This is a genomic window from Streptomyces sp. NPDC086519, assembly GCF_040686075.1.
GTDB lineage: Bacteria > Actinomycetota > Actinomycetes > Streptomycetales > Streptomycetaceae > Streptomyces > Streptomyces shenzhenensis.
The window spans coordinates 46,519-63,370 of sequence record NZ_JBFBJL010000029.1 but is presented as its reverse complement, the minus strand read 5'-3'; the positions used below and the strand labels follow the sequence as shown (position 1 = coordinate 63,370).

Sequence of the window (16,852 nt, the reverse complement as noted above, 5' to 3'; positions counted from 1 at the left end):
CGGCGGTGGTGGCGTGCGGGTCGACCGTACAGGTGACGTGAGAAGAACGTCATGCGGAGGGCCGTGGGTTCCTGGTAGTCGTTAGTCTGGAAGCAACTGGATCTGGGAGGTGCCATGACCGTTGCCGAGGGCTGGGTGGCCGATGTCCTTGAGACCCTGCAGCTGCCAAGGCGGATGCGCCTCCGGCTGACCCGGAACGGACTCACTGTGGTACCAGTCACACAAGCGCATGTGACGACTCAGATGCGCATCTTCAGCCAGATCGATGCGGGGCTGCCCGGGTGGGTGCCGATCGGTGAGTTCAGGGTCCGGCCTGCCCGTGAGGGTTACATGCCTGAACCGGACGTCTCCGCGCTTCCTCAGGAGCAGTTGGATCCGGGCAGCAGCGAATTCGACGAGGGAGTGCTGCCCTTCGTCGTCGAGGTAGTCTCGCCCGAGAGCAAGAATCGTGACTACAGTACGAAGTCCGATCACTACGCGTTGCGCGGCATCCCGGCGTACCTGATCGTCGACCTGCTCGCCGCCCGCTGGACCCTGCTGACCCGGCCCCGGGACGGCGCGTACCAGCACGAGGAGGCCGGCGTCTTCGGCGACCGGATCGAGATCCCCGTAGCCGACCAGACCCTCACCCTCGACTCCTCGCAGTTCATGCGCATCTGAAACCCTGCGGCGGTACCGGGGCGTCCCCAGGGACAATGGACCCCGTGCGCTACACGATCCTCGGCACCACCCAGGCACTCCGCCCCGACGGCACCGCCGTCCCCGTGGGCGGGGCGCGGCTGCGTGCCCTGCTGACCGTGCTGGCGCTGCGGCCGAACCGCGCGGTGTCCGCCGGGCTGCTCGTCGACGAGGTGTGGGGCGACGACCCGCCCGCCGACGCGACCGGTGCGCTTCAGGCCCTGGTCGGCCGACTGCGCAGGGCGCTCGGCGCGGACGCCGTCGACTCCGCCGACGGCGGCTACCGGCTCGCCGCCGCCCCCGACGACGTCGACCTGCACCGCTTCGAGCGGCTCACCGGCGAGGGCCTGCGCGCCCTCGCCGACGGCGACCCGGCCAAGGCGGCCGGCGTCCTCGACGACGCCCTCGCCCTGTGGCGCGGCCCGGCCCTCGCCGACCTGCCCGACCGCACCGCCGAGGCGGCCCGCGTCGACGTCCGCCGCCTGGACGCCCTGCGCGCCCGCCACACCGCCGCCCTCGCCCTCGGCGAGGCCGAGCAGTCCCTGCCCGAGCTCACCGCCCTGTGCGACGCCCACCCCCTCGACGAGCCCCTCCAGGCCCTGCGCCTGCGCGCCCTGCACGGCACCGGGCGCAGCGCCGAGGCGCTGGCCGCCTACGACGACGTACGCCGCCTGCTCGCGGACCGCCTCGGTTCCGACCCCGGACCCGAACTGCGCGCCCTGCACGCCGAGTTGCTGGACCCGGCACCGGCGGTGTCCGCCGGGCACCCGGCCCGGCCCGGCAACCTGCGCGCCCGGCTCACCTCCTTCGTCGGGCGCGAGGCCGACATCGAGGCCATCCGCGGCGACCTGGCCGCCGCCCGGCTGGTCACCCTGCTCGGACCGGGCGGAGCCGGCAAGACCCGGCTCTCGCAGGAGGCCGTCGAGACCGTGCGGTACGCCCCGGACGGCGTCTGGCTGGCCGAGCTGGCCCCCGTCGACGACCCGGCCGACGTCCCCGAGGCCGTGCTCAGCGCGCTCGGCGCCCGCGAGGCCGTGCTGTACGGCGGCGGCGCCGAGGCCATGCGGGCCGCCTCCGACCGGCACCACGATCCGGTCGAGCGGCTCGTCGACCACTGCGCCCGGCGCCGGATGGTGCTCGTCCTCGACAACTGCGAGCACGTCGTCGACGCGGCGGCCGGCCTCGCGGCCCGGCTCCTGGAAAGCTGCCCGGACCTGACGATCCTGGCCACCAGCCGCGAACCCCTCGGCGTGCCGGGGGAGTTGCTGCGCCCGGTGGAGCCGCTGCCCGAGCCGGTGGCGCTGCGGCTGCTCGCCGACCGGGGCGCCGCGGCCCGCCCCGGCTTCACGGTCGACGCCGACGAGGAGACCGCGGCGGCCTGCGCCGAGATCTGCCGCCGCCTGGACGGACTGCCCCTCGCCATCGAACTGGCCGCCGCCCGGCTGCGGATGCTGACCCCACGTCAGATAGCCGACCGGCTGGACGACCGTTTCCGCCTCCTCACCTCCGGCAGCCGCACCGTGCTGCCCCGCCAGCAGACCCTGCGCGCCGTCGTCGACTGGTCCTGGGACCTGCTCGACGCCGGCGAACGCGACGTCCTCGGCCGCCTCTCGGTCTTCGCGGGCGGCTGCGACCTGGCCGCCGCCGAGGCCGTCTGCGGCCCCGCCGCCCTCGATGCGCTCGGCTCACTGGTCGACAAGTCCCTGGTCGTGGCGGCCCCTTCGGGCGAGGCCGAGCACGACGGGATGCGCTACCGCCTCCTGGAGACCGTCGCCGAGTACGCCGGCGAGCGCCTGGACGAGAACGGCGGACGCGCCGCCGCCGCGCGCGCCCATCTGACGTACTACCGCGAACTCGCCCGCACCAACGAACCGTTGCTGCGCGGACCCCGCCAGCGGGCCGCCATCGCACGGCTCCAGCTGGAGTACGAGAACCTGCGCACCGCGCTGCGGCACGCCATCGCCGCGCGGGACGAGCACGAGGCGCTCTGCCTGCTCCACTCCCTGTTCTGGTACTGGCAGTTGCACGACCAGCGCATCGAGACCCGCACCTGGTGCGCCGACGTCATGGCCCTCGGCCCCGACCCGTTCACCGCACCGCTCAGCCGGGCCGAACCGGTGTGGCGGCGCTGCACCGACACCCCGCCGCCGTACACCGGCGAGGTCCTCGCCGAGGCCTGGCGAGGCGTGCACCTGGCCCATCTGGCCTGCATGGACACCGAACTGGAGGTCTGGCAGACGCCTCAGGCGCAGGCCAGACTGCGCGCCGTCACCGAGGTCTACGAGCCCGGCCTGCCGCAGACCTGCCGGGCCCCGGGCATGTTCTGGTTCTTCGCCGTGATGCTGACCGGCGGCATGGACCGGCTGCGCGAGATCCTCGACGCCGCCGTCCGCACCTGCCGCGAGACGCCCGGCTACGAATGGGAGCTGGCCGGGTCGCTCGCCATGCGCGCCAACCTGCTCGCCAACCGGGCCGCCTGGGCGGGCGACGCCACCCGGGACGCCGACGAGGCACTGGAGATCTTCCGGCGCCTCGGGGACGACTGGGGCACCGCCGACGCCTTCTCCGGGCGCGCCGAGGCCCGGGAGCGCAAAGGCGACTACCTGGCCGCGGCCGCCGACTACGAGGCCGCGATCGAGCGGGTCGGCCGGCTCGGCGCCCGCGCCCAGGTCGCCGTGTTGCACGCCCGTCTCGGCAGCGTGCTGATCGAGTCGGGCCAGACCGAGCGCGGGGAACGGCTGCTGCGCCAGGTCGTCGCCGACAACGAGGGCCTGAACAACGAGGCCATGGCCGCCGCCCGGCTCTTCCTCACCACCTGGCTCCTGCTGAGCGGCCGCGTCCCCGAGGCCCGTGAGCAGGTCCGGCTGGTGCGCAGCGAGTTCAAGATCTCCCACTTCGTCGTCTTCGACGCCCTGATCCTCACCCAGGAGGCCTGGGTGGACGCCCTCGACGACCGCCACGCGGAGGCCCTGGACAGGCTGCGGAACGCGCTGCGGCTCGCCGTCGACCCGTTGAGCGAGGCCATCACCCCGCACCTGACCTCCCTGTGCCTGACCGTCGCCGCGGTCGCGCTGGCCGGCCTCGACGGGGGTGCGCGCGCCCTGGACGCCGCCCGCTGCCTGGGCGCCGCCGACGCCCTGCTGCCGCCCGGCCACCTCCAGGTCGGTCTGGAGCGCACCTCACGCGACCGGTCGGAGACCCGGGTCCGGGCCGCCCTCGCCGACGAGCGGGCCTACGAGTCGGCGTATGCCGAGGGCGGTGCCCTCTCCCGTGCGGAGGCCACCGCCCTGCTCTGACGTCTTCTTTTGTCCGCGCCTCTTGGCGAACGTCAGCTCTTCGTACGGAACTTGTAGATCGCGTACGGTGCCGCCACCGCGGTGAGCCCGACCGACCAGGCCAGGGTGATCCACAGACTGTGCGTCACCGGACCGCCGAGCATCAGCCCGCGCCCGGTGTCGGCGAGCGCGGACAGCGGGTTGTAGTCGGTGAAGGCCTGGAGCCAGCCCGGCATCGAGTTCGTCGGCGCGAAGATCGAGGAGCCGAACTGTAGCGGCATCAGCACCAGGAAGCCCATCGCCTGCACCGACTGCGCGTTCTTCATCACCACCCCGAGGGTGAGGAACACCCACATCAGGGCCGAGCCGAACACCGCCGACAGCCCCACCGAGGCCAGCAGGCCCGACCAGTGAGTGATGTCGAAGCCCACCAGGACGGCGACGACCATCAGGACCGCGGTCGCGAACAGCATCCGCATCAGCTCCACCGCGATCTTGGCGAACAGCACGGAGCCGCGCCCGATCGGCAGGGACCGGAAGCGGTCCATCACACCGGAGTTGAAGTCGGTGTTGAAACCGGTGCCCACCCCCTGGGCCATGTTCATCCCCATCATGGCCATCAGGCCGGGGACGACGTACTGGACGTAGGCCTGCTGGCCGCCGCCCAGCGACTTGCCGATGGAGCCGCCGAAGACGTACACGAACAGCAGGGTGAAGATCACCGGGAACAGGATGGCGTCGAACATCGACTCCGGGTCCTGCCGGATCCACAGCAGGTTGCGGCGGACGAGCGCGCCGGTGTGGCGCAGATGGGCGCGCAGCGAGATGGGCGTGTCGGCCACGGGGACAGTGACGGCGGTGGTCATACGGCGGCCTCCTGACGGTCGTCGGCGGGCATGGCGTCCTGCGGGGCACTGGCGCGGTGGCCGGTGAGGGACAGGAACACCTCGTCCAGGCTGGGCAGTTCGGTGGTGATGGAGCTGATGGTGATGCCGCGGGCGGTCACGGCGCCGACCACGGCGGTCAGCTGCTCGTCGCTGAGGATCGGCACCAGCAGCGTGCCGTTCTCGCCGTCCACGGTCGTACCGGCGAGCCCGGTGATCCCCAGCTCGTCGATCATGGCGGCGAGCGGCCGGACCTGAAGCGGATCGACGGGCCGCACCCGCAGCGTGCGGCCGCCGACCTTCGCCTTCAACTCCTCCACCCGGCCGTTCGCGATGACCTTCCCGCGGTCCACGACGGTCAGCTCGGAGGCGAGCTGTTCGGCCTCCTCCATGTACTGGGTGGTCAGCAGCACGGTCACGCCCTCGCCGACCATCGACTTGACCTCGCCCCACACCTCGTTGCGGGTGCGCGGGTCGAGACCGGTGGTCGGCTCGTCCAGGAAGAGCACCTGGGGGCGCCCGATCATCGAGGCGGCGAGGTCGAGCCGGCGCCGCATGCCACCGGAGTAGGTGCTCGCCGGCCGCTTGGCGGCCTCGGTCAGGGAGAAGCGCTCCAGCAGCTGGTCGGCCCGGGCCCGCGCGTCCTTGCGCGACAGGTCCAGCAGCCGGCCGATCATGTACAGGTTCTCCCAGCCCGGCAGCTTCTCGTCCACGGAGGCGTACTGCCCGGTCAGCCCGATCACCCGGCGCAGCCGACGGGGCTGGCGCAGCACGTCGTACCCGGCGACGGTCGCCTCTCCCGCGTCGGGCCGCAGCAGCGTGGACAGGATCCGCACCAGGGTGGTCTTGCCCGCCCCGTTCGGTCCGAGCACGCCCATCACGGTGCCCTGGCGGACGTCCAGATCAACTCCGTCGAGTGCCTTGGTGTCGCCGTAGTGCTTCACCAGCCCCCGTACGGACACGGCGTTGTTGTCGATTCGCGTCATGGCAAGAACCGTGCCAGGCACCACCGACAAACCACCGACAGGCCGCCGACACCTGCCGACGGCCCGCCGACAACGCCTGCCGACAACGCCTGCCGACGGCCCGCCGACAGGCCGCGGACACCGGGGCGTACGCTGTCGGGCGTGACCCCGCTCTCGGCCGAGGCCATCAGCACCGGGCGGCTCGATCTGCTGCCGCTGCGGGTCGGGCATGCCGAGGAGATGGCCGCGGTGCTGTCCGACCCGGCGCTGCACGCCTTCACCGGCGGCACGCCGGACACCGCCGGGGAACTGCGCTCGCGCTACCGCCGGGTCACCGCGGGCTCCGGTGACCCGGACGTCTCCTGGCTGAACTGGGTGATCCGGCTCCGGGCCGAGGACTGCCTGACGGGTTACGTCCAGGCGACGGTGCGGGGCCCGGTCGCCGAGATCGCCTGGGTGGTGGGCACTCCCTGGCAGGGCAGAGGCATCGCCACCGAGGCCGCCCGCGCTCTCGTCGACTGGCTCACCCGCCGGCCGACGGCCGACGTGATCGCCCACATCCACCCCGACCACCACGCCTCCGCCGCGGTGGCCAGGGCCGCCGGGCTGGTCCCCACCGGCATACGGCAGGACGGCGAACTCCGCTGGCACCGCCCGACAACCTGGGGAGCGGCGCCGGCCTGAGCGGCTCCGGCGAAGTCCGCCGCGGTCCGGCGGCGTCCTGAAGGGGCGCGGGGTGGTGTCCGACAGGCCGCTCCCGCCGCGTGGGCGCGGCCGGCCACGCCGGCGCCGCAGCCGACGGACGGCGACCGCGCGGCACTTCCGGCGGAGCGCCCGGCCGGCCCGTCCGAACGATGTCCCCCACGACGCGGGACAGCCCGCCGACGGGGGAAGATCGGCGGGCTGTCCTTGGTGTTGCCGCAGTGGCTCTGATGGGTGCCTCGGCGCGGGGCGGGGCTAGTGGACGGAGTGCTCCTCCTGCGGGAACGTTCCGCCGACGACGTCCTCGGCGTAGGCCCTGGCCGCGTCGCCCATGATCTCGCGCAGGTTCGCGTACTTCTTCACGAACTTCGGGACCCGGCCCGAGGTCAGGCCGAGCATGTCCGTCCAGACCAGGACCTGTGCGTCGGTGTCGGGACCGGCGCCGATGCCGACGGTCGGGATGTGCAGCACCCGGGTCACCTCGGCCGCGAGCTCCGCCGGGACCAGTTCGAGTACGACCGCGAACGCGCCCGCGTCCTGCACCGACTTGGCGTCGCGCAGCAGTTGCTGGGCCGCCTCCTCGCCGCGGCCCTGCACCCGGTAGCCCATCGCGTTGACGGACTGCGGGGTCAGGCCGATGTGCGCCATCACCGGGATGCCGGACTCGACGAGCAGCCGGATCTGTTCGTGCGACCGCTCGCCGCCCTCCAGTTTGACGGCGCCGACGCCCGCCTCCTTCACCAGCCGGGTCGCCGAGCGCAGCGCCTGCACCGGGCCCTCCTGGTAGGAGCCGAAGGGGAGGTCGCCGACGATGAGGGCGCGCCGGGTGCCGCGGACCACGGCCGCCGACAGCATCGTCATCTCGTCCAGGGTGACGGGCACCGTCGACTCGTAGCCGAGGTGACAGTTGCCGGCCGAGTCGCCGACCAGGAGGACCGGGATGCCGGCCTCGTCGAAGACGGAGGCGGTCATCGCGTCGTAGGCGGTGAGCATGGGCCACCTCTCGCCGCGTTCCTTGGCGAGGGCGAGGTCGCGGACCGTGATGCGTCGAGTGCCCTTACCCCCGTACAGCGCCTTGCTGCCGTCGGAGGGGCTGTTCTGCACAGTCTGGGCAGCCGAAAGCTGCGTCATGACAACGGCTCCTTCAAGTCATCTCGTGGCACCCTCACGGTGTCCCCGGATCGCTCCCATGGTGGCACCTCGTGCCGTCCTCGGCCAGAGCGCCTCCGTGTGATCCATCGGTCACCGCCACCGGCCGCCCCCTATCCCGCGTCATCCTGTCGCGTTATGTAAGGTTCAGGTAAAGTGATTCAGATACGAGACGGTGCCGTATTGAAATGGGTCTAGGCTCGTCCGTATGACAACTCCTGCCGACCACGCACCATCGGGTCCGCGCATATCCGAGGCGGTGCACCGGCGCCGCTGGGCCATTCTCGGCGTGCTCATGCTGAGCCTGCTGATCGTGGTGCTCGACAACTCGATCCTGAACGTCGCGGTCAAGACCATCTCCACCCCGGCTCCGGTCGGCCTCGGCGCCACCCAGAGCCAGCTGGAGTGGGCGATCAACGCCTACACCCTCGTCTTCGCCGGCCTGCTCTTCACCGCCGGCCTCGTCGGCGACCGCCTGGGCCGCAAGAAGGTGCTCGTCGGCGGCCTCCTGGTCTTCGGCGTCGGCTCGGCCCTCGCCGCCGAGTCCGGCTCCCCTGACCAGCTGATCGCCTTCCGCGCCCTGATGGCCCTCGGCGCCGCCTTCGTGATGCCCGCCACCCTGGCCGTCCTGATGAACGTCTTCGAGCGTGAGGAGCAGCCCAAGGCGATCGGCATCTGGGCCGGTGGTGTCGGCCTTGCCATCGCCATCGGCCCGATCACCGGCGGTGTGCTGCTGGACCACTTCTGGTGGGGCTCGGTCTTCCTCGTCAACGTACCGATCGTGATCATCGCGCTCGCCCTGATGTTCTGGCTGGTGCCGGACTCGCGCGACCCGCGCCCGGGACGCATCGACCCCGTCGGCGTGGTCCTCTCCGTCGTGGGCCTGGTCCTCCTCGTCTACGGCATCATCAAGGGCGGCGAACTCGCCGACTTCACGGACGCCAAGGTGCTTGCCACCGTCGCCGCGGGCGTCGTGGTGCTCGCCGCCTTCGTGATCTTCGAGAAGCGCAGCGACCACCCGTCCCTGGACGTCACCTACTTCAAGAACAAGGTCTTCTCGGCCGCCATGGCCGCCATCGCGCTGGTCTTCTTCGCGCTGATGGGCGTGACCTTCTTCTCCGTCTTCTACACCCAGAGCGTGCGCGGCTACTCGCCCCTTCAGTCCGGTCTGCTGCTGCTCCCGCTGGCCGTCGCGCAGATGATCTTCGCGCCGCGGGCCCGGCTGGTGGTGGAGCGGCTCGGCAACAAGGCCACCACCGCGGGCGGCCTGGTGCTGATCGCCGCCACCCTGGGCGCCTTCGCCACCTTCGAGGCCGACACGCCGATCTGGATCCTTGAGATCGTCTTCTTCCTGATGGGCTTCGGCATGGCGCACATCATGACGCCGACCTCAGTCGTCATCATGCAGGCCCTGCCCCGTGAGAAGGCCGGTTCCGCCTCCGCGCTCAGCAACACCTTCCGCCAGGTCGGCGGCGCCCTCGGCATCGCCGTGCTCGGCTCGGTGCTCTCGACGTCGTACCGCAACGGCATCGAGGGCAAGCTCGGCACGCTGCCGCCCGGGCTGCGCGAGACCGCCGGCGAGTCCATCGAGGCCACGCTCGGCGTCGCCGCCAAGCTCGGCGCGCAGGGCAAGGCCCTGGTCACCCCCGCCAACGACGCCTTCCTGCACGCCATGCACACCACCGCCCTGTGCGGCGCGGGCGTCGCACTGATCGGCGCCGTGGTCGTGGCCCTCTTCCTCCCGGGCAAACCACCGGCGGGTCAGCAGGGCGACCGGGAGCCGGAGTTGGTCGTAGCGGCGGAATGACGAACGACTGAAGGTCCTCCGGCACCGGCAGGAACCACGGGGGACACCCAGGGCCCCTGGAGTCCGTGGGCAACCCTGACGGCCCCGGGAAGCGCGGGGACAGTGGGGGCGGCCCACGGGGGAAACCTCGTGGCGACCACGGGGGGAGGCTTCGGCTGCGGGAGGATTCTCGTAGTCAGTGAGAGGACGGTATGACGTGACGCTTGCCGACAGCGGTCCGCGGTCGATGGCCCCGGCCCGGGGCCGCCCCCGTAGCGAGGCGGTGGAAGTCGCCATCCTGGAGGGCGTGATGAAACTCCTGGAGGACGGCGTGCCGCTCGGCGAGCTGTCCATCGAGCGGATCGCCCGGACCGCCGGCGTCGGCAAGGCGACCATCTACCGCCGCTGGAACGGCAAGGAGGAGCTCTTCGTCGACGTCATGCGCGCCGCCGAGCCCCCCGACCCCGAACTCCCCGGCACCTCCATGCGCGACGACCTCGTCGTGCTGCTGGAGTCGCTGCGGCAGCGCGGACTGATGAACCGTTCGTCGGCGATCCTGCACAACGTCTACGCCCAGATGAAGAGCAGCCCCCGCATCTGGAACGCCTACCACGCCAACGTCGTCAACCCCCGGCGCGAACTCGGCAAGGAAGTGCTGCGCCGGGGCCAGCGCAACGGCGAACTCCGCGCCGACATCGACCTCGACCTGGCCAACGACATGTTCACCGGCCCGATGCTGCTCAGGGCCATCCTGCGCCCGGACGCGGATCTCCCCGAGGGTCTGGCCGAACAGATCGTCGACGCCGTGCTGGCGGGTCTCGGGCCCGTCACCGCACCGGAGTCGTGAGCGTGGAGTGTTCGCGTTTCGTCACAGTCCCCGCCGACCCGGCGGTAACCGGAACTCCTCCCCCCGGCCTGTTCGTCCTCGTCTTCCGTACGGCCGTCATGTGAGGGCGGGAGAGGAGCCGATCATCCCCTAGGGTCGTATCCGGGGGACGACGGTGTGCACGGCAGGTTGTGAGGCAGACGGTATGGCGCAGCAGGCGTACATGACGGAGACGGACAACGGAGGCTCGGGACCCGAGCGCCGGGGAGACCGGTTCCGGCGCCTGGTGAACAGAATGCTGTCCGGCTGGCGCGACGATCCGCGCATCTGGCGCCGGGGCGTCGTCACCGCGGTGGTGGCGCTGCTCCTCGCCGGGGTGATGCTGCTGCACTCCCGCATCCCCAACAGGATCGGCAACCTCGGCAGTCTCACCGAGACCTTCCTGCCCTGGCTCGGCCTGCTGATCCCGGTGCTGCTCCTGCTCGGCCTGCTGCGCAGGTCGGCGACCGCGCTGATCGCCGTACTGCTCCCGGCGATCGTCTGGCTGAACATGTTCGGCGGACTGCTCACCGACAAACAGGGCACCGGCGGCGACTTCATGGTGGCCACCCACAACGTCAACGCGGAAAACCCCGACCCGACCGGTACGGCCACTCGGCTCGCCGCCTCCGGCGCCGGGGTGCTGGCCCTGGAGGAGCTGACGGCGACGGCCGTGCCGACGTACGAGAAGGCGCTGGCGTCGACGTACAAGTACCACGCGGTCGAGGGCACCGTCGGAGTGTGGAGCAAGTACCGCCTCACCGGAGTGAAGGCCGTCGACATCAAGCTCGGCTGGACGCGTGCGATGCGGGCCACCGTCGCCACCCCGCACGGCCCCCTCGCCGTCTACGTGGCCCATCTCCCCTCCGTCCGCGTCAAGATGAACGCCGGCTTCACCGCCCGGCAGCGCGACACGAGCGCGGACGCGCTGGGCGAGGCCATCGTCGACGAGACCCTGCCCCGGGTGATCCTCCTCGGCGACCTCAACGGCACGATGAACGACCGTTCCCTCAACGCCGTCACCTCGCAGATGCGTTCCACGCAGGGCGCGGCGGGCAGCGGCTTCGGGTTCAGCTGGCCGGCCTCGTTCCCGATGGCCCGCATCGACCAGATCATGGTCAAGGGCGTGGAGCCGGAGAGCTCCTGGACCCTCCCGAGGACCGGCAGCGACCACCTCCCGGTCGCCGCACGGGTGAACCTCACCACATCGGGTTCGTAGAAACCGCTGGTCACCCGCTTGCTCTCGCCCTTGTAAGGACAACTGGACACCACGCCGTAACCTGGCGGAATACTCGGCCTGGGAGACTTTGTTCCGTAGCTGAACTTAGAACGCACGGAAACCCTGCTCCCCGAAAGGCAGAGCCCTTCATGCCTCTGGCCCTGCTCGCCCTGGCCGTCGGCGCTTTTGGTCTCGGCACCACCGAGTTCGTGATGATGGGCCTGCTGCCCGACGTCGCCGACGACCTGCACATCTCGATCCCCGCCGCCGGCCACCTGGTCTCGGCGTACGCGCTGGGCGTCGTCATCGGCGCCCCGCTCCTGGCCGCGCTCACCGCGCGCCTGCCCCGCCGCACGGTCCTCATCTCCCTGATGGCCCTGTTCGTCGCGGGCAACGCGCTCTCCGCGCTGGCTCCCGGCTACGACTCCCTGCTGGCCGCCCGCTTCCTCAGCGGCCTCCCGCACGGCGCCTTCTTCGGCGTCGGCGCGGTCGTCGCCACCAGTGTGGTGGCACCGGAGCGCAAGGCCCGCTCCGTCTCCCTGATGTTCATGGGCCTGACCGTCGCCAACATCGCGGGCGTCCCGGTCGCCACCCTCATGGGCCAGCACCTCGGCTGGCGGGCCACCTTCCTGGGCGTGAGCCTGATCGGCGTCGCCGCGATGGCCGCCGTCTTCTTCCTGATCCACCCGGCGCACACCCCGGCCCCGGCGTCCGGCCTGCGCGGCGAACTCACCGCCCTGCGCTCCCTGCCCGTCTGGCTGGCCCTGGCCACCACGGTGGTCGGCTTCGGCGCGCTCTTCTCCGCGTACAGCTACATCACGCCGATGCTGACGGACGCCGCCGGCTACGCCGCCTCGAACGTCACCCTGCTCCTCGCCCTCTTCGGCGTCGGCGCCACGATCGGCAACCTGGCCGGCGGCCGCCTCGCCGACCACGCGATGCGCGGCACGCTGTTCGGCGGCCTGGTGTCGATGGTCGCGGTGCTGCTCCTCTTCCCGGTCCTGATGCGGGCGGAGTGGAGCGCGGCCCTCGCGGTCGTCCTGCTGGGCGTGGCGGCCTTCGTCACCGGCTCGCCCCTCCAGCTGATGGTCATGGAGCGGGCGGCCGCGGGCCCCTCCCTCGCCTCCTCCGCCAACCAGGCGGCCTTCAACCTCGCCAACGCCGGCGGCGCCTGGATCGGCGGGGTGGCCCTGGCCGCGGGCTTCGGCGTCACGTCCCCGGCGCTGGCGGGCGCGGCGCTGGCGGTACTGGGCCTGGGCGTGGCGAGCGTGGCGTACGCGGCGGACCGGCGCCGGGACATCCCGGCGGCGGGCCGTGACCGGGTGGTCGCCTCGCACGTTCCGGAGACCGCGGAGTGGGCGCACTCCTCCTGACCGCCCGTGTCCCGGCCGGTCGCCGGTGCGCGCCGCGCGTCCGGCCGTCAACGGGCAGGGGAGGAGCGCTCACCTTCGGGTGAAGCGGTTCGGATGGGACGCCGACGGCCTGATCTGCCTACGATGATGCTCTCGACACCGGCCCCTGGGAGGCACGCGATGTCCGCCGCAGCCATCGAGCAGCCCTTCGACGACGAGCCGTTCTCGCTCACGGCCATCGCCGACGAGATCATGGAACGGCATCCGGGCTACCGAGTCGAGATCATCGGAGGCCACCTCCTCGTGACCCCATCACCGGATGCCCCGCACGCCCGTGCCCTGACCGGCCTGATGATTCCCTTCATCGCAGCCGGTCTGCACGGAGAGGAAACCGAGGTCCTCCAGAACGTCGGCCTGTGGCTTCCCACCGGGGCCGAGGACTACGCCATCCCCGACCTCGCGATCGTGGACGCCGACATCGACGACCACCTCGTCGAGAACAACGCCTACGACCCGGTCTGTTTCCGTCTCGTCCTGGAGGTCACCTCCAGCAACTGGAAGGACGACCTGAAGACCAAGGCCGTCGCATATGCCCAGGCCAAGGTTCCGGTCTATGTAATCGTCGACCGCAAGCACCAGCGCGTCCACGTGCTCACCGATCCCGGCGGGGAGCAGTACGAGCACCACCGCCCGTACTCGCCGGGCGAGTCCGTCACGCTGCCCCGGTCGATCGGCGCCCAGGTCGTCCTCGATGTCGACCAGATCCTCAAGGCCGCCCAGAAGAAGGCCACCTGACCGCGTCCGCCTCCCCGGCGGCGAGCCTCACGTCGTGAACCGAAGCCGCCCCTCCTGTCCCGGAGGGGCGGCTTCGCGCTTGCTGGGATACCAGGACTCGAACCTGAACTAACGGAACCAGAAACCGTCGGGCTGCCAATTACCCCATATCCCATTCGCACCGAAGACCGCGGGAGCTCGGTCAGCCGGGCGTCGCCCTGCCGCGAGTCGCTGTAGGGCCGTGCCCAACCTATCCGCGCTCCCCGCGGTGCGCCGTGAGGTGCGCGGGGTGTGTCGACCGGAGTCCTGACCGTGCTCTCCTCCCGGACCCGCCGAGGGCTTCGGCCGGTCCTGTACGCCGCCGGTCCTCGAAGCCCCCTGCCGCGCCACCGGCCGGCAGGGGCGTGGCGAGGTCGGCGCGGTCGGTTCGGCGCCTTCGGACAGAAGCTCATCCTGCGGCGTCCGGGGCCGGTTCGCCGGTCACCGGAGCCGATCGGGGGATTCCTCGCGCCGATCGGCTCGCCCGATTGCGGGACGGCGCGGCGTGGCCATAACTTCGCCATGTCGGAAATATTCCGAAAAGGTAAACAGAGTGTCTTATGTTTGCCTTCCTGTGACATCGAACGGAGTATTCATGTCGGTGATGACCGGTACCCCGCCCCTGCAACAGTTCGGCCAGCAGTTCGGCCAGCAGTTCGCCGGGCCGCAGCAGCAGCTCGCGCAGGTCGTCCAGCAGTCCATCCAGCAGGCCTGCCAGCAGGCGAGCCAGCAGATCGCGCAGCGCATGCAGCAGACGCTGCAGCAGCTGCACCAGGTCCAGCAGCAGTTGCAGCAGCAGGGCATCGCCCACCACGCCCACCCCTACCTGGCCGTCGCGCTCCAGCACACCCTGGTCCAGGGCGTGCGCAGCGCCGTGGAGCAGGCCGTGCAGCAGGCGCTGCCGACCGCGATCCTGACGCTGGTGCAGCAGAGCCAGCAGAGCCAGCAGGGTCAGCAGGGCCAGCAGGGTCAGCAGGGCCAGCAGCCGTGGGGCGGCGGGTTCGGCCAGCAGTCGTTCGGCCAGCAGTACCCGCAGCAGTACCAGCAGCCCGGCTTCGGCCCGATGGGTCAGCACTTCGGTATCGGCTGACGCAAGGCAGTGCCCTGTGCGGTGTGCCCGGGACCGGTTCCCGGGCACACCGCACAGCCACGGAAGGCACGAGCCGCCCGTCATACGGATCAGAAGCGCAGAAACCGACGTAGGCATGGTTGAGGTGGATGTAATGGTCAAAGACAGGCCCGGAAGCAAGCCCAGGAGCAGCCGCCAGAGCGAATCCGAGGGTGCGGGGGCCGGCGGGCCGGGCCCCGAGGAGAAAACGACGCCACGCAAGAAGGGCGGACCGTCGCCGATCGCGGTACAGCCGCGCCGGTCCCGCTACCTGGTGACCCCGCTGCCGCAGCAACTGCTGCCCCTGGGAGTGCCCGAACTCGGCATGGACGCGATGTGCGACCAGCTGGAGCGGATGCCCGAGGTCACGGTGGTCCGCAGACTCACCCCGTCGGACAAGCTGCATTCGGCGGGAGTGCAGCCCTCGTGCCCCGAACTCGTGGTCGTCGAGGCCGCCGAAGCCCAGGTACCGGCGATGCGGTCGCTGCATGTGCACATCGAGCCGGATCTGCCGCTGTCCACGGCCGTACCCGTCGCCATGCCGGCCGCGGGGCTGCTGCCGCTGCGCGACCCGGGGCTGGTCATGCCGCTGGAGGAGCCCCTTCGGGTCTCGATCAGTGTCTGCGGTCCGGACGGCGAACCGCTGGCCGGTGCGGGGGTGTTCCTGATCGGGGCGGCATGGCCGAGCCAGGGCGTCACCGGCCCCGACGGGAGGGCCACCCTCACGCTGGCGACGGAGACCGCGCAGTCCGTGCAGGCACTGTACGTGCGGCCCGCGGGCGGCTACACGGACCGCTGGATCCACCGCCCCGAACTCTCGGCGACCCAGGACAACCTGGTCACCCTCACCCCGCTGACCAAGGTCTACCCGGAACTGGAACAGCGGCAGAGTTACGGCTGGGGCCAGCAGGCCATGCGGCTGGACCGGCTGCCCCCCACGTTCCGTGCCTTCGGCACCAAGATCGCCGTCATCGGTACGGGCGTCAGCATCGACCACCCCGACCTCAAGCAACGGGTGCGCTCCGGCATCGACCTCGTGCGCGGCACGAAGGAGGGCTGGTCCCACGATCCGGTCGGCACCGGCACCCACGCGGCAGGCATCATCGCCGGGGCGGACACGGGCAAGGGCGTCATCGGCATCGCCGTCGACGCCGAACTCGAGGTCTGCGAGATCATGCCCGACGGCCACTTCAGCGACCTGATCGCAGCCCTGGACCACTGCGTCGAGCACGAGGTCGACATCGCCCACATCCAGGTGGCGACCCCGTACCCCTCGTCGCTGGTCTCCCGCAAACTCGCCGATGCCACCGCGGCGGGCATCGCCTGCATCGCTCCGGTCGGCGACAGCGGCGGACCGGTCTTCTTCCCCGCCTCCCTGCCCACCGTCTTCGGCGTGGGCGCCCTGGGAGCCTTCGGCACCTACCCGCCCGACACCTCCCACGCCACCCACATCGGGCCGCAGTTGAGCCCGGAGGGGCTGTTCGCCGCGCCGTTCAGCTGCCACGGTCCCGGAGTGAACGCGGCCGCCCCCGGCGTCTCGGTCCTGTCCTGTTCCCCGGACGGCGGCTACACCGCCCTCGACGGCACCGGCACCGCGTCCGCCCACATCGCGGGCCTGGCCGCGCTCGTGCTGGCCCACCACGAGGACTTCCACGGCCAATCGCTGCCCCGGGGGCCGGGCCGCGTGCAGCACCTCTTCGGGATTCTCGCCGCCAGCTGCCGCCCGCTCGCCGCACCGGGAACACTGGACGCGGCCCGTACCGGGTGCGGCGTACCCGACGCTCTTGCCGCCCTCGGCCTGGCCCACAGCACCCAGCTCGGCCCGGCCCTGTCCCCCTTCGCCCCGTCCATGACCGGGTAGCTCCCTCTCCCGGCCCGCGAGCCGGAAACTCCGGACCCTCCGGGTACTCCGGCCGGGGCGAAAGCCTTCCGCTCGTCGTCCTGCGGAGGGGGTGAGGTCACCAGGACCCCACGCCCCTCCGCCCGGCGAGTCAGCCGAACAGCGGCTCCGCGACGACCTGCCGGCGTACGCGCACATGAAGGTTCGTGAAGTGGC

13 protein-coding genes and 1 tRNA gene are annotated in these 16,852 nt (G+C 71.4%); 10 read left to right on the top strand and 4 right to left on the bottom strand.

Annotation, left to right across the window (positions count from 1 at the left end):
• The first annotated feature begins 114 nt into the window (after positions 1-114).
• Together AB0P24_RS26405 and AB0P24_RS26400 are read left to right on the top strand one after the other, a co-directional pair.
• Positions 115-660, top strand: coding sequence for a Uma2 family endonuclease (locus AB0P24_RS26405; protein WP_365798059.1), 546 nt, complete (start codon positions 115-117; stop codon positions 658-660).
• Between the two features lie 35 nt (positions 661-695).
• Positions 696-3,974, top strand: a complete 3,279-nt coding sequence (locus AB0P24_RS26400; RefSeq protein WP_365798057.1) for a BTAD domain-containing putative transcriptional regulator — start codon at positions 696-698, stop codon at positions 3,972-3,974.
• A gap of 32 nt (positions 3,975-4,006) precedes the next feature.
• On the opposite strand, the gene AB0P24_RS26395 is transcribed toward AB0P24_RS26400, so the two are convergent.
• The gene (locus AB0P24_RS26395) at positions 4,007-4,819 is read right to left on the bottom strand and encodes an ABC transporter permease (protein WP_365798055.1); all 813 of its coding nucleotides are present in this window, start codon (positions 4,817-4,819) and stop codon (positions 4,007-4,009) included.
• Positions 4,816-5,823, bottom strand: a complete 1,008-nt coding sequence (locus AB0P24_RS26390; protein WP_365798053.1) for an ATP-binding cassette domain-containing protein — start codon at positions 5,821-5,823, stop codon at positions 4,816-4,818. Before AB0P24_RS26390 ends, AB0P24_RS26395 begins: the two co-directional genes overlap by 4 nt.
• A gap of 141 nt (positions 5,824-5,964) precedes the next feature.
• On the opposite strand from AB0P24_RS26390, the gene AB0P24_RS26385 reads away from it, so the two are divergent.
• Positions 5,965-6,486: a GNAT family N-acetyltransferase gene (locus tag AB0P24_RS26385; protein ID WP_365798051.1), complete on the top strand. Its 522-nt coding sequence runs from the start codon at positions 5,965-5,967 to the stop codon at positions 6,484-6,486.
• A 273-nt stretch (positions 6,487-6,759) separates the two neighbouring features.
• On the opposite strand, the gene panB is transcribed toward AB0P24_RS26385, so the two are convergent.
• The gene (panB, locus tag AB0P24_RS26380; protein ID WP_365798049.1) at positions 6,760-7,635 is read right to left on the bottom strand and encodes a 3-methyl-2-oxobutanoate hydroxymethyltransferase; all 876 of its coding nucleotides are present in this window, start codon (positions 7,633-7,635) and stop codon (positions 6,760-6,762) included.
• A 226-nt stretch (positions 7,636-7,861) separates the two neighbouring features.
• On the opposite strand from panB, the gene AB0P24_RS26375 reads away from it, so the two are divergent.
• From AB0P24_RS26375 to AB0P24_RS26355, 5 genes are all read left to right on the top strand, one after another.
• On the top strand, positions 7,862-9,460 hold the full coding sequence (locus tag AB0P24_RS26375) for an MFS transporter (protein ID WP_365798047.1): 1,599 nt from the start codon (positions 7,862-7,864) through the stop codon (positions 9,458-9,460).
• Positions 9,461-9,656: 196 nt separating this feature from the next.
• On the top strand, positions 9,657-10,286 hold the full coding sequence (locus tag AB0P24_RS26370) for a TetR/AcrR family transcriptional regulator (protein WP_365798045.1): 630 nt from the start codon (positions 9,657-9,659) through the stop codon (positions 10,284-10,286).
• A 184-nt stretch (positions 10,287-10,470) separates the two neighbouring features.
• Positions 10,471-11,523 carry an endonuclease/exonuclease/phosphatase family protein gene (locus tag AB0P24_RS26365; RefSeq protein WP_365798043.1) on the top strand — a complete coding sequence of 351 codons (1,053 nt, stop codon included), beginning with the start codon at positions 10,471-10,473 and terminating at the stop codon, positions 11,521-11,523.
• A 149-nt stretch (positions 11,524-11,672) separates the two neighbouring features.
• Positions 11,673-12,896, top strand: a complete 1,224-nt coding sequence (locus tag AB0P24_RS26360; protein ID WP_365798041.1) for an MFS transporter — start codon at positions 11,673-11,675, stop codon at positions 12,894-12,896.
• A 159-nt stretch (positions 12,897-13,055) separates the two neighbouring features.
• Positions 13,056-13,670, top strand: a complete 615-nt coding sequence (locus AB0P24_RS26355) for a Uma2 family endonuclease (RefSeq protein ID WP_365798039.1) — start codon at positions 13,056-13,058, stop codon at positions 13,668-13,670.
• Positions 13,671-13,752: 82 nt separating this feature from the next.
• On the opposite strand, the gene AB0P24_RS26350 is transcribed toward AB0P24_RS26355, so the two are convergent.
• Positions 13,753-13,824, bottom strand: a tRNA-Gln gene (locus AB0P24_RS26350).
• Between the two features lie 459 nt (positions 13,825-14,283).
• Between AB0P24_RS26350 and AB0P24_RS26345 the strand changes: the two genes are divergently transcribed.
• A complete protein-coding gene (locus AB0P24_RS26345) occupies positions 14,284-14,778 on the top strand; it encodes a hypothetical protein (protein WP_365798037.1) in 495 nt (164 codons plus the stop codon).
• A gap of 133 nt (positions 14,779-14,911) precedes the next feature.
• Positions 14,912-16,657: a S8 family serine peptidase gene (locus AB0P24_RS26340; protein ID WP_365798035.1), complete on the top strand. Its 1,746-nt coding sequence runs from the start codon at positions 14,912-14,914 to the stop codon at positions 16,655-16,657.
• Positions 16,658-16,852 lie beyond the last annotated feature (195 nt).

Bases quoted from the DNA above. Each gene is read 5' to 3' on its own strand.
- AB0P24_RS26360 (WP_365798041.1), top strand. From the start codon at position 11,673: ATGCCTCTGGCCCTGCTCGCCCTGGCCGTCGGCGCTTTTGGTCTCGGC.
- AB0P24_RS26365 (WP_365798043.1), top strand. From the start codon at position 10,471: ATGGCGCAGCAGGCGTACATGACGGAGACGGACAACGGAGGCTCGGGA.
- panB (WP_365798049.1), bottom strand. From the start codon at position 7,635: ATGACGCAGCTTTCGGCTGCCCAGACTGTGCAGAACAGCCCCTCCGAC.
- AB0P24_RS26345 (WP_365798037.1), top strand. From the start codon at position 14,284: ATGTCGGTGATGACCGGTACCCCGCCCCTGCAACAGTTCGGCCAGCAG.
- AB0P24_RS26405 (WP_365798059.1), top strand. From the start codon at position 115: ATGACCGTTGCCGAGGGCTGGGTGGCCGATGTCCTTGAGACCCTGCAG.
- AB0P24_RS26400 (WP_365798057.1), top strand. From the start codon at position 696: ATGGACCCCGTGCGCTACACGATCCTCGGCACCACCCAGGCACTCCGC.
- AB0P24_RS26390 (WP_365798053.1), bottom strand. From the start codon at position 5,823: ATGACGCGAATCGACAACAACGCCGTGTCCGTACGGGGGCTGGTGAAG.
- AB0P24_RS26340 (WP_365798035.1), top strand. From the start codon at position 14,912: ATGGTCAAAGACAGGCCCGGAAGCAAGCCCAGGAGCAGCCGCCAGAGC.
- AB0P24_RS26395 (WP_365798055.1), bottom strand. From the start codon at position 4,819: ATGACCACCGCCGTCACTGTCCCCGTGGCCGACACGCCCATCTCGCTG.
- AB0P24_RS26355 (WP_365798039.1), top strand. From the start codon at position 13,056: ATGTCCGCCGCAGCCATCGAGCAGCCCTTCGACGACGAGCCGTTCTCG.
- AB0P24_RS26375 (WP_365798047.1), top strand. From the start codon at position 7,862: ATGACAACTCCTGCCGACCACGCACCATCGGGTCCGCGCATATCCGAG.